The 12,915-nt window shown below is 42.6% G+C and carries 9 protein-coding genes and 1 pseudogene; all 10 read left to right on the forward strand.

The window, feature by feature from the left end; translation table 11 throughout:
- Positions 1-2,497, forward strand: a 2,497-nt coding sequence (locus WKF69_RS14895) for a SusC/RagA family TonB-linked outer membrane protein (protein WP_340382865.1), incomplete at its 5' end; no start/stop codon positions are given.
- Between the two features lie 23 nt (positions 2,498-2,520).
- Positions 2,521-4,356 (forward strand): RagB/SusD family nutrient uptake outer membrane protein, encoded by a 1,836-nt coding sequence (locus WKF69_RS14900; protein WP_340382866.1) that lies wholly within the window; start codon positions 2,521-2,523, stop codon positions 4,354-4,356.
- 23 nt (positions 4,357-4,379) lie between these two features.
- Positions 4,380-5,453, forward strand: coding sequence for a DUF5017 domain-containing protein (locus WKF69_RS14905; RefSeq protein WP_340382867.1), 1,074 nt, complete (start codon positions 4,380-4,382; stop codon positions 5,451-5,453).
- A 170-nt stretch (positions 5,454-5,623) separates the two neighbouring features.
- The gene (locus tag WKF69_RS14910) at positions 5,624-6,730 is read left to right on the forward strand and encodes an alpha/beta fold hydrolase (protein WP_340382868.1); all 1,107 of its coding nucleotides are present in this window, start codon (positions 5,624-5,626) and stop codon (positions 6,728-6,730) included.
- 128 nt (positions 6,731-6,858) lie between these two features.
- The gene (locus tag WKF69_RS14915; protein WP_340382869.1) at positions 6,859-8,247 is read left to right on the forward strand and encodes a neutral/alkaline non-lysosomal ceramidase N-terminal domain-containing protein; all 1,389 of its coding nucleotides are present in this window, start codon (positions 6,859-6,861) and stop codon (positions 8,245-8,247) included.
- Positions 8,248-8,331: 84 nt separating this feature from the next.
- The gene (locus WKF69_RS14920; protein ID WP_340382870.1) at positions 8,332-9,048 is read left to right on the forward strand and encodes a DUF1080 domain-containing protein; all 717 of its coding nucleotides are present in this window, start codon (positions 8,332-8,334) and stop codon (positions 9,046-9,048) included.
- Positions 9,049-9,184: 136 nt separating this feature from the next.
- Positions 9,185-10,477, forward strand: a complete 1,293-nt coding sequence (locus tag WKF69_RS14925; RefSeq protein ID WP_340382871.1) for a putative oxidoreductase C-terminal domain-containing protein — start codon at positions 9,185-9,187, stop codon at positions 10,475-10,477.
- 45 nt (positions 10,478-10,522) lie between these two features.
- Positions 10,523-11,539, forward strand: a complete 1,017-nt coding sequence (locus tag WKF69_RS14930; RefSeq protein ID WP_340382872.1) for an NAD(P)-dependent oxidoreductase — start codon at positions 10,523-10,525, stop codon at positions 11,537-11,539.
- Between the two features lie 21 nt (positions 11,540-11,560).
- The gene (locus tag WKF69_RS14935; RefSeq protein WP_340382873.1) at positions 11,561-12,619 is read left to right on the forward strand and encodes a dihydrodipicolinate synthase family protein; all 1,059 of its coding nucleotides are present in this window, start codon (positions 11,561-11,563) and stop codon (positions 12,617-12,619) included.
- A gap of 38 nt (positions 12,620-12,657) precedes the next feature.
- Positions 12,658-12,915 (forward strand): annotated as a pseudogene (locus WKF69_RS14940) (L-alanine-DL-glutamate epimerase); the annotation flags it as partial.

Raw genomic sequence — 12,915 nt, forward strand, 5'->3', positions numbered from 1 at the left:
CCGCGCTGGAAACGGTGTAATCCTTATTCAAACCAAACGTGGTAAAACAGGAAAGCCTGTAGTTAGTTTCTCCAGTTCATTAGGCTTGCAAGCAACGCCTAAAAAGATGGAGCTGATGAGCCCTTATGAGTTCATAAAATATCAGCAGGAACTTAATCCAACTATTGCGACGACGACTGGATATTTCGCATATGATCAGACCTTGGGAAGAAATAAAACCCTGGAAGATTACCGGGATGTAAAAGGTATAAACTTCCAGGATCATGTTTTACGCACCGGGGGAATAAATATTAACAGCCTGGCGCTGCGGGGAGGTACTGAACAAAGTCGTTACTCTATTTCGGGATCACTGACTGACGTATCCGGGACTATCATAAACACGGGCTCTAATCGTTATTCCGGCAGAGTAACGCTTGATCAAACTATAAGCAATAAAATCAAAGCCGGACTTACCGGAAACTACAGCGGGTTTTCGCAAACGGGACAAGTTGTTAATCAGGGCGCACTTCAAAGTACCCCCACAGCCTACGTATTGGCAAGAACCTGGATGTACCGCCCAATAACCCCGAAAGCAAACCTTGACCTTTTAGAAGAGGTTCTTGACCCGGATGCCGTGAATGCATCAGATTTCAGGGTTAATCCATTTATCGATCTTGAAAATCAGCATCAGGTAGTTGAGACAAATATTTTGGATGGAAATGGTTTTATCAGTTATGATATTACAAAAGATCTTCAGTTTAAATCTTCTGCGATCGTGCGCCTGGATAAGGAATTTCAGGAGCGTTTTTATAATTCCAGAACCTCTCAGGGAGGCCCTAGTCCCAGTAATACAAATGGGGTCAACGGATCGGTAAGAACGATCCTGGAAAATAGCTTTACTAATGAGAATACACTGAATTACAAAAAGATATTCAACACTGACCATACTATAAAAGGTTTTGGACTCTTCTCAATCAATACTGTTAATACAGCAAATGATGGTTACAGTGGTCGATTGTTGCCAAATGAGAACCTGGGTATTGACGGGTTGGATGAGGGTATTTCATATAACCCGGTTTCAAGTTCCAGCAGAAACAGGCTCGCCTCATATGCTACAAGATGGGATTATAGTTATAAGTCAAAATACCTTATCACAGCACTCTTCAGAGCAGACGGTTCTTCAAAATTCATTAACCACTGGGGGTATTTCCCGGGCGCCGCATTGGCCTGGAACATGCAAAAAGAAGGTTTTTTTGCAAAAGCATTCCCCGGAGTTACAACGTCAAAAATAAGGGCGAGTTACGGCAGTAATGGAAATAATAGGGTAGGAGATTTCGATACTTTCAGACGTTTAGCTCAAACCCTTGATGGATATTCCTTCAATAATGGTTCCCCGAGCGGAGCAATAAATATCTCAGCAGTTGGTAACCCTGAATTGGAATGGGAAAAGGTAAATCTATTAGATTTAGGCTATGAACTGGGCTTATTCAAGGGGCGGGTTGGACTTGAGGTAGACCTTTACAGGAAAACAACAGAAAACCTGTTATTAAATGCAACGCTCCCTCCCACTACTGGCTTTAGCTCAGCGATAAAAAACATTGGCCGCCTGAGAAATGATGGTCTTGAGTTTACATTAAACACGGTTAACATTTCAAAAAGAGATTTCGGCTGGGAGAGTAATATTAATATAAGCTTTAACAAGAACAAGGTTATGCAGCTTACGAGGGGCCAGCAAACCTTAAATACAAACGTAGCTTATGTTTCTCAGTTTACCAGGGCTTTATATACAGCAGAAATTGGCAAGCCTGCCGGGCTGATGATTGGGTATATTTGGGATGGTAATTACCAATATTCTGATTTTAATGAAACGTCCCCTGGCGTTTACGTTCTTAAGCCAAATGTTTCTACAAATGGAGCTGCAAGGAATGCTGTATTTCCGGGAGACATTAAATATAAAGATTTGAATGGTGATGGTACGATGAATGACGCTGATTTCGCAATAATTGGCCGCGGTCAGCCTATACATACCGGAGGGTTTTCAAATAATTTTAGCTACAAAGCATTCAGTCTGAATGTGTTCATGCAATGGTCTTATGGTAACGATATTTACAACGCAAACAGGCTTTTACTGGAAGGAAATAGCAACGGATATGCAAATATCAATCAGTTCGCAAGCTATTCCAACCGCTGGTCGCCCACTAACCAGACAAATGAAAACTACCGTACACGCGGTCAGGGGCCTATAGGTTTCTTTTCGTCAAGGGTAGTTGAAGATGGCTCATTCTTACGTCTTAAAACTGTTGCCCTGAATTATGTTTTACCAGCCAGCTTAATTAAGAAAGCATATTTAAGCAATCTAAGCTTTAACCTCGCGGCACAGAATTTATGGACGCTTACAAACTATTCAGGTATGGATCCGGAGGTTTCAACGCGTAACAACGTGCTGTCACCGGGTTATGATTATTCATCATACCCTAAATCACCAACCGTAGCTTTTGGTATAAAGGCATCGTTCTAGACCAATATATTAATTCGAAAGAAATGAAAACAAAACATTATATATTCGCCGTAGCCCTAATGTTAAGTCTGGGCTCTTGTAAGAAGTTTCTGGAAACAGAACCTACAGATTTCCTCAATCCAAGTAATTATTATGATACCGAGGCCCAGCTGCAGTTTGCCCGGGCAGGGGCATATTCTCCTCTGGGGGCGAACGGACTTTGGGGTTCATGGGCAAACTATTTGCTGAATTTTTCTGCGGATGAAGGATACATGAACCGCCCAACGCTGACTACCGGTCCCTGGAATTATTTTTACAGTACGGGCGATCAATATCTCACAGGAATGTGGCTCAATCTTTACAATGGAATCAACCGTGTTAACGTTGTACTTGAAAACGTCGATAAAAATACCGGTATAGCACAGGTAAAACGGGATGCGATTCGGGGGGAAATGCTGTTTTTAAGAGGATATTATTATTCGATATTGGCTCAATATTTTGGAGGTGTGCCAATCAAAACGTCATCCACAACTTCAGTGGTTGATGTTGATATAGCAAGAAACACGCTTAAGGAAGTTTATGATCAGATACTGAAAGACATGACCGCGGCGGAGCCATTGGTGCCCGCTATTGCTACTCTGGGTTATCCAGGTGCGATAAACAAGTCGGCAGTTCGTGGTATACTAGCCCGCGTTAATCTCCATATGGCTGGCGAACCTTTAAAGGACAAAACAAGATATGCAGAGGCGAGCAAGTGGGCTAAAATGGTCATTGATGATGCTGCTGCAGGGCACACGTTAAATGCCAGCTATCCGCAGATATTCATCAATTTAGCCCAGGATAAGTACGATATTAAAGAAAGCCTTTGGGAAGTTGAATTTTGGGGAAACGGTACAGACCAGTTTACAGAAACAACCAATAATGGTTGGATAAACGGACCAACATCAGCTAACCCTGTGGCGAGAGCTGACGCTTATATGAATGTCACGTCTAAATTTTATGACTCCTTCGAAGACGGAGATAATCGAAAATGGTGGAACATTCCTCATTTTAATTATGCTACTTCAGGGGCAGCTGGTACTAAAGCTGTCCAGCCTTTGCCATTAACCGGTGCCGTGAAAAACGGCCGCAACACTGGGAAATACCGGAGAGAATTTGAAACATTGTTACCAAGGGCCGCTACCACTACTCCACAGAATGTAATCCTCTTGAGATTCAGCGACATTCTATTAATGTGGGCTGAAGCTGAAAATGAAATTAGCGGTGCCCCAACTGCCGCAGCAATTGAAGCTGTAAATAAAGTCAGAAGAAGAGGCTGGTCAACCGGAGTTAAAACCATCACTGTAACAAATGGAGGTTCAGGTTATACAACTGCCCCGACAGTAACATTCTCATCTGGTATTGGCGGAAATACCGCTACTGGCGTAGCTACAATAACGGCGGGCGTTGTCACAGCAATTACGCTTAACCGTGACGACACGGGAATTAAATTTAATCAGGAAGGTAATTATGCAGCAGAACCAACAGTTTCCATTACAGGAGGTGAGGGTTCCGGTGCCACCGCAACGACAACTATACACAGCCAAACTGATGCGAATTTAGTTCCGTCTAAAACGGCCTCTAAGGCAGGATTCCTTGCAGCTATTCAGGAAGAAAGATACCGCGAATTAGCTTTCGAAGGCTTAAGAAAAGGCGATTTACTTCGATGGGGTAATTTTCTTGCGATCTATCAGGATATGGCTGACCGCTTGCAACAGGATAGTCCGGGCGCATTCTTTGTAAGCTGGTACAGAAATGCCAGCGCTAAGGACCTGCTGATGCCTATACCAAACAGCGAAATATCTACGAATCAGAAAATGGTACAAAACCCAGGTTGGTAATAATTAATTTTATAAAAATAAACATGAAATTTCAATATTATATAATGTTACTGGGTATGCTGTTAACCGCATCCTGTAACGATAGGCTGGAGATTGGCACGCCCAATTTTGATGTAACAACTGCAAAGACAACCTATAAAACCGGTGAACAGGTCACGTTTGATATAAAGGGTGGAGAAACACACATGATATCATTCTACTCTGGAGAGGTTCTGAAGGATTACGCTTTGAAAGATGGGCGCATAATCGATGTGTCCAAATCTGGAATCACTGGTTCGTTTACCAGCAGTGTTCAGCTCGGAACGCAAACCAATCAGGTAGCAATTTTAGCTTCAACAAATTTTAACGGGGATTACAGCAGCATCGCAAAAGTTAAGGCGGCAACATGGACTGATATTACCAGTCGGTTTGCTTTAGGTACTACTGCTACTTTGCTCGCGTCAGGCAATAAGGATTTGTCGGATCTAGTTGTGGCAGGAAAGCCTCTTTATATCGCCTTCAGATATCTTACAAAGCCTCAGGCAACGGATGGTATTGCCCGCCAGTGGTTTTTTCAGAGTTTTGCGATTAACAGTAACTTGAAATTGGACAATACAATTAATATTCCAATTGTTGATCAGGCAACTGCCGGATTCAGGATCGTGGATGACAACATCGCTAATGCGGCGAAAGCTTTGTCGTCTGTCACCGCAACGAGAGTAACCCTACAGGGGAATACTTATTTGAATGCAGGTCTTCCGCAATTCGACCCGACAAACCCAATATTCGATCCTAAAAATCCGATATATGATCCGAATTCGCCTCTATTTCAGGCGACTGCAAAGTATGTCCCTTTTGCAGCTTTTGACCCTAACAGTCCTTTTAACGACCCCGCAACTGAGCATTGGGCGGTATCTAAGGCGATACTGGTTGATAAGGTTGATCTTGGTCCGGATAGGTCAATTCCATTAAAAGGTCTCCCTAATCCAACAATTTCTAAACATTCTTACGTGTATGCAAAACCAGGTAGTTACAAAGCGGTATTTATTGCGGCTAATAATACTATTGATGGTGAAAAGAGGGTTATTAAAGAAATAAATTTGACCATAACACCATAATTTTGTTCTCATTGTGTTAAATAGAAGGATTAGTCTGCGAAAATAGGTTAATCCTTTTATTATAAATACGCTTTTTTTGAATAGGGCTGATTGCCAGGAGGATTACTTGAACGACAATGAGCTGGATTTTTACGCATAAATTTTCACGTTAGACAAATTTTATAACATCTATGGCACTTATACTTCAATCTTTCCTGTTCTTCTCAATTAATTTAAATCCCATTTCTGTTTTGCCGGTGGGTTTTTATGCACGCGATCGCATTTATAAGGCTGTAAAAACTGAAGCAACAGTTCCGGACCCGAGGGAAAAGCGACGCAAACAGATCCTCAAGAATATGGAGCGGGTGATGGGTAAACTGCCGGCCCGCAGATCTCTGGTACCTTTTGACATCAAAATTATCGACAGTGTCAGGGAAGCCAGCCTTACCCGATATAATTTGACATTTAGCGTAGCAAAAAATGAAAGGATATCCGCGTACCTATATGTACCCTTTCAAAGTGCCGTTCCCAGGAAATTGGCCGCTATGCTTGTGCTTCATGGTACTGATCCTCTTGGTAAGGGTGTAGTAGACGGGCAGGGAGGTAAGTCAAATCGTGCTCACGCAAGGGAGTTAGCGGAAAGAGGATATGTCGTGATAGCTCCCGATTATCCAAGTTTTGGAGATATGAAAGATTATAATTTCGAAACAGACAGATATGAATCGGCAACGATGCAGGGGATCTTTAATCACATGCGTTGTATTGATCTTCTTCAAAGCAGGAAAGACGTTGATCCTGGTAAGATTGGTGTTGCGGGCCTCTCACTAGGTGGACATAATTCTATGTTTGTTGCTGCATTTGATGAGCGTATTAAGGTCGCTGTTTCCGCAAGTGGCTGGACCCAGTTCGAATACTACAATATTGGAGAAGATGCAATTAAAAGATACGGTGGTCGCTTAGGACCATGGGCCCAAAATCGGTATATGCCGCTTTTTAAAACAAAGTATAATCTGGATGGTGATCGAATACCATTCAACTTTGATAATGTAATTTCTGCTATTGCTCCACGAGCATTTTTTTCTGTGTCCCCAACAGGTGATGCTAATTTTGACATTAAAGGCGTAAGGGTGGGAATTGACTTAGCAAAGAAAACTTATGCTGCTTATGGGGCTGAGGATATGCTGCAGGTGCGATACCCTGATGCAGGACATGACTTCCCGGTTGCAAATCGGAAAGAGGCCTATGTTTTTATAGACAAAGTATTAGGGCATAGTCCAAGAATGGCAGAAATAAAATAAGTACAGTAAATTACCAACCTAAACCTAAATAAAAACCAGGAATGAGACCTGTATGAGCTTCCCGCTCACACAACAAATGAATATAAGCTCATGCAAGCTTCATAGCCAGTAAAAAACAAATATATCTGATGAAAATTTTAAGAATTTATTTAACACTGCCTTTGCTGATTGTTTCAAGTTCGATATATGCGCAGAATGTAAATACAATATTCGCAACTAATAAGGCCTGGAAAGTCGGAGTTTCCCGTGTGGTTATCACCCCTAAGCAAGCGATGCCTATGGCAGGGTTTGCATCCCGTACCCACTCCTCCGAGGGAACTTTACATGATCTTTGGGCGAAGGCGCTCGTATTCGAGGATACAGAAGGAAAAAGGGCTGTAATGGTTAGCAGCGATCTTTTAGGCTTTCCCAAGAGCGTTTCTGATAACATCAGGAATAAGCTAAAAACGAAGTTTGGTTTAAACCGGGATCAGATATTATTGAACAGCTCTCATACGCACTCGGCGCCTGTTTTAGGAGGAGCTCTTTCGGATATTTATGTTTTGGATAATGAGCAGCTTGAAAGAATTAAAACGTACTCGGCATCAGTGGAGGACATGATCGTTAACATGGTAGGCGAGGCAATTCGTGATCTCGAGCCTGCAGAACTGTATGCCCAGAATGGAGTAACACGGTTTCAGGTGAACCGACGCAATAATAACGCAGCCTTGCTAACCCAACTATCTGAATTACAAGGGCCTAATGATTATTCTGTTCCGGTAATAAAGGTTATAAACCCGAAAGGTGATCTTAAAGCTGTGGCTTTTGGATATTCCTGCCATCCTACGGTTTTAAACGGCTACCAATGGTCGGGCGACTATCCTGGCTTTACGCAGTTAGAAATTGAGAAAGCTCACCCAGGCACTACGGCCTTGTTTTTTCAAAGCGCTGGTGCTGATCAAAATCCGCTGCCACGCAATACAATTCCACTGGCTCGTCAGTATGGCCGCGAGCTTGCGGCAGCGGTAGAGCGTGTGTTGGAGGAAGATATGAAAAAGCTAGGCCCGGGATTGATGACTACCTATTCTGAACTGCAATTGCCGCTTCAGAGGGCGCCGCTTGAAGCTGACCTGTTAAACATATCAGCAAAAACGGCAAATGCTTATGAAAAGCGCTGGGCAGAACGTATGCTGATTGAAACCAGAGCAGGTAAAAAAATGATAACATCTTATCCATATCCGATCCAGGTTTGGACCCTGGGCGAATTGCCAGTTGTAAGTCTTGGAGGAGAACTAGTTGTGGAATATGCTATAAAAATTAAGCAAATGCTTGGACCTGAGTCTTTCGTTTTCGGATATTCTAATGATGTAATGAATTATATTCCGTCGGCTACCATATTAAAAGAAGGAGGCTACGAAGGCGATAAAGCTCACGTCGTCTATGGCATGCCATCCAATTGGCAAACGGGGATTGAAGCAGGAATACTAAATGAGATTTTTCGCCTTGCCGGCGAAGCTGGAGCTTTGAAAAATAAATAACATTTACCAAGGGATTTGACGACTCTTTTTTTAATTTCACATTTAATTATATATTTACGTGTACGTAACCGCAAACCTTTTTCTATGATCCGAACCATTTTTATTTTTGTGCTGGCCTGTATGTTGTCCGCAACTTCTACTTCCGCTAGTAAGCAGGATCTGAGCAAGATTCCTAAACTTAAAACAAAGTGGATTAAACTCTTTGACGGAAAAAGCCTTAGCGGATGGCATCACTTTAATAATAAAGCTGCAATCAAGAACTGGACAATCGAGGACGGAGCTTTGGTTTGCCTTGGGGCGAAAGGACCAAGCGGATCCGGCGATATTATTACAGATCAGGTCTACGGTAATTTTGAGCTTCGCTGGCAATGGAAAGTAGACCGGGGTAGCAATAGTGGTGTCTTTTATCACATTGTTGAAGATCCTAAATATAAACGTGCTATTGAAACATCGCCAGAATACCAGATTATTGATGATCTGACATATCCCGCTAAACTTGAACCCTCACAGCTTACCGGGGCGGATTATGATATGCATCTGGCTGGACACAATAAGGTGTTAAAGCCTGTTGGCGAATGGAATACCAGTAAAATAATATTCAAAGATGGGAATGTGGAGCATTGGCTGAATGGAAAGAGGATAGTGAAATTCAAAGCCTGGAGTGAAGATTGGAAGAAGAGAAAGGCCGCAAGTAAATGGAAGGATGCCCCTGATTATGGTATGTCGGCCAAAGGCAGTATCGGCTTGCAGGATCATGGGAATAAGGCTTATTTTAAAAACATAGAAATTCGTGAGTTATAGATTATAGTCTTAATATTATAATAAGTCGGTCAATATGTATATCAACAAAACGTTTTCCTCTGCCAAAACCTCAATATTAACTATTAGCTGCGCGGCTCTGATTTTTGCTAACAGCTGTAACACGAAAACCGAACCTATGGATAAAAGCCAGGAAAAGATACGTATTATAACTCTTGACCCGGGACATTTTCACGCAGCACTTCTTCAGAAATCCATGTATAACGAGATCGACTCTGTAGTACATGTATACGCACCGAACGGCTCTGAAGTAGATAACCACATGAAGTTGGTGGAAAGCTATAATACACGCGCTGAAAATCCTACCTCGTGGAAAATGGAGATATATAAAGGCAATGACTACCTGGATAGGATGTTTAAGGACAAGACGGGAAATGTTGTTATCATCTCTGGAAACAACAGGAGCAAATCGAACTACATTAAAATGGCGATCGATTCGGGCATGAATGTGCTTGCCGACAAACCCCTTGCTATTAATCAGGAAGGTTTCAGGTCGCTTGAGAAAGCATTTGGGACCGCAAATGAGAATAACGTGCTTCTGTATGATATCATGACTGAGAGGTACAATATTTACTATATGCTGCAACGCGAGCTCAGCCAGAATGCAGAACTGTTTGGTACGTTGGAGAAGGGAAGCCTTGACAATCCTGCAGTGATGCAGCAAAGTGTACATCATTTTTATAAGAATGTTTCCGGAAAGCCCCTTGTCAGACCTGTTTGGTTTTTCGATGTAGAACAGGAAGGCCACGGTTTGGTGGATATCACAACCCACATGGTTGACATGATCCAATGGCAGTGTTTTCCTGATGTGGCGCTAGATTATAAAAAGGATATCAAAATGCTGGCTGCTAAAGAATGGCCAACCGTAATTAGCCCTGCTCAGTTTTCAAAGTCGACTACAAGAGAACAATTTCCCGACTTTCTGAAAAAGTATGTTAAGAACGACCAGTTGGAAGTGTTGTCAAACGGAGAGATGAATTACACTCTTAAAAATATTCATGCCCGCGTATCAATTCAATGGAATTTCGAGTCACCGCAGGGAACAGGTGATACACATTTTGCTCAGATGAGAGGCACAAAGGCAACTTTGATAATAAAACAGGGTGAAGAACAGTCTTATAAGCCAGTAGTATATATCGATCCTTTGCAAAACTCTGAGAAGAGTGTTAAAGACGCAATAGACAGGCTGCAAACTAAGTACGCTGGTGTTTCTATCAAAAAGGCTGGTAACTTGTGGGAAATAGTTATTCCTGAGAAATTAAAAGTGGGACATGAGGATCATTTTGCAGAAGTAACAAAGAAATACCTGGGGTATCTCAAAACGAAGCAATTGCCGGCATGGGAGGTTCCAAACATGTTGTCGAAGTACTATACGACGACGCAGGCTCTTGAAATGGCAAAAAGAAAGTAAGCACAGAATCAATAACCGGACAACATTTTATATAATATTTTTTAAATGACTGAATTAGACGTTTTAGAACAAGAATTACTTAAGCCATCAGATGCCCTGGTAGCAGATATGGCTAAAATAGAAGGCGATATTATAATCCTTGGAGTTGGAGGAAAAATGGGCCCGAGTATGGCTAAACTTGCACGTAAGGCGATAGATATGGCGGGCATAGATAAGCGTGTGATCGGGATTTCAAGATTTTCTGAAGCTGGAACACGGGAAGAGCTTGAAGTTGAAGGTATAGAAACTATTTCGGCAGACCTGCTTGATGAGGATCAGCTTGCTTCTTTACCAGATGCTCCAAATATTCTTTACCTGGCAGGAACTAAATTCGGAACCACAGGTAAAGAACCATTTACATGGGCGATGAATTCATACTTGCCGGGCAGGGTTGCTGAGCGATACAAAAACTCCCGTATCGTAGCCTTTTCAACTGGTAACGTCTATCCGTTTGTGTCGATCAACTCCGGCGGATTGTCTGAAGAAGTTACTCCGGCCCCTGTTGGTGAATACGGCCAATCGTGTCTAGGCAGGGAGCGTGTATTCCAGTACTTCTCTGAGCGCTATCAAATCCCGACTCTTATCTACAGGTTAAATTATGCAATTGATCTTCGTTATGGGGTTATGCTTGAAATTGCTAAGTCGGTGATGGCAGATAAACCTATTGATCTTACTACGGGAAATGTAAACGTGATCTGGCAAGGTGATGCAAACGAGATTGCGATCAGATCGTTACTCCACTGCGACGTACCGGCAAATATATTAAATGTAACCGGTCCTGAAACTCTTTCAGTAAAATGGCTGGCCGAACAATTCGGATTGCTGCTGGATAAGAAACCTCAATTTGTAAATGAAATCCAGCCGATTGCATTATTAAATAATGCGTCAAAGGCTCATAAATTATTTGGTTATCCAAGAGTAACAGTGCGTCAGATGATTGAAATGACGGTTGCATGGCTTCAGGCCGGAGGCAAAACAATAAACAAACCGACGCATTTCCAGGAGAGAAAAGGCCAATTCTAGTTTTTATTTACAATACCATTTATGTCATCAAAAACATTAAATCCTCAGCTTAAATCATTGTTAAGTAGCGGGACGGTTATTCCAGCCCACCCTCTAGCATTAAACGAATCGCGGCAGTTTGACGAAGAGCGGCAACGGGGTTTGACGAGATATTACATGGCTTCAGGAGCAGGAGGCGTTGCGGTAGGCGTTCATTCAACACAGTTTGAGATCAGAGATCCGGCGATAAACCTATATGATACAGTCTTAAGAGTAGCTTCAGAGGAAATCGACGCGGCAAATCTGGATCGTCCGTTTATAAAAGTCGCAGGAATATGCGGCCCTACAGCCCAAGCTGTAGCCGAAGCCGAATTGGCTTTGAAATATGGCTATGACATGGGTCTCTTAAGTATGGGTGGTTTACAGGATTGGACTGAAAAGGATATCCTTCAAAGAGTGCGCGATGTCGCTGCCGTGATCCCAGTCATTGGATTCTACTTGCAGCCATCTGTGGGAGGCCGCATTTTCACTTATGATTTTTGGAAAGAGTTTGCGGAAATTAAAAACATAGAAGCTATCAAGGTCGCTGCTTTTAACCGTTACCAGACGCTGGATGTTGTGCGGGCAGTTTGTTCCTCAAGCAGAGTTCACGAAATTGACTTATACACAGGTAATGATGACAATATCGTCGCTGATCTTTTAACCAGGTATAGCTTTGAGGTTGACGGCAAAGTAGTTGAGAAGGAATTTGTGGGAGGATTGTTAGGTCACTGGGCAGTCTGGACCCAAAAAGCTGTTCGTTTACTCGAGGAAGTTAAAGCATGCAAAGTCGCCGGAAACGCAGGTATTGCGCAACTGCTTACTAAAGGAATAGGCGTAACCGATATGAACGCCGCTATTTTTGACCCCGCACACAGCTTTCATGGCTGTATCCCGGGTATTCATGAAGTATTACGGCGTCAGGGATTACTGGAAGGGCGCTGGTGCCTTAATCCGAAAGAAGAGTTGTCAGAGGGGCAAATGGAAGAGATTAACCGCGTGTGTAATGATTATCCCGAATTGACAGACGATGAGTTTGTAAAGGAATTGCTGGCTTCCTAAAGGTGACAATACCCGAAAATTTAGACTGGAATGTTATTATGGACAGAAGAGAATTTGTAAAAAGTGCGGGTGTAATGGCTGCAATCAGTTCACTAGATTTTTCTAATATGGCTCAGGCTTCACAAGATGCTCTTAAAACCATCCAGGTAACAAATACCCGTTCGAATTTCGAGCGGGAGCCACTACTGCGTCCATTTGGTTTTAAAGGCGGATATCTCACGGAGTTGTGGCAAATAGCATCTCAAATGCAATCATCTCCGGGAATTAGCAAAGTTGGAATAGCCACTCAAAGCGTT

The organism is Daejeonella sp., from assembly GCF_037719425.1.
GTDB lineage: Bacteria > Bacteroidota > Bacteroidia > Sphingobacteriales > Sphingobacteriaceae > Daejeonella.

What these genes read in the sequence shown, in the direction of transcription:
- WKF69_RS14900 (WP_340382866.1), top strand. Translation starts at nt 2,521, where the DNA reads ATGAAAACAAAACATTATATATTCGCCGTAGCCCTAATGTTAAGTCTG.
- WKF69_RS14905 (WP_340382867.1), top strand. Translation starts at nt 4,380, where the DNA reads ATGAAATTTCAATATTATATAATGTTACTGGGTATGCTGTTAACCGCA.
- WKF69_RS14910 (WP_340382868.1), top strand. Translation starts at nt 5,624, where the DNA reads ATGGCACTTATACTTCAATCTTTCCTGTTCTTCTCAATTAATTTAAAT.
- WKF69_RS14915 (WP_340382869.1), top strand. Translation starts at nt 6,859, where the DNA reads ATGAAAATTTTAAGAATTTATTTAACACTGCCTTTGCTGATTGTTTCA.
- WKF69_RS14920 (WP_340382870.1), top strand. Translation starts at nt 8,332, where the DNA reads ATGATCCGAACCATTTTTATTTTTGTGCTGGCCTGTATGTTGTCCGCA.
- WKF69_RS14925 (WP_340382871.1), top strand. Translation starts at nt 9,185, where the DNA reads ATGGATAAAAGCCAGGAAAAGATACGTATTATAACTCTTGACCCGGGA.
- WKF69_RS14930 (WP_340382872.1), top strand. Translation starts at nt 10,523, where the DNA reads ATGACTGAATTAGACGTTTTAGAACAAGAATTACTTAAGCCATCAGAT.
- WKF69_RS14935 (WP_340382873.1), top strand. Translation starts at nt 11,561, where the DNA reads ATGTCATCAAAAACATTAAATCCTCAGCTTAAATCATTGTTAAGTAGC.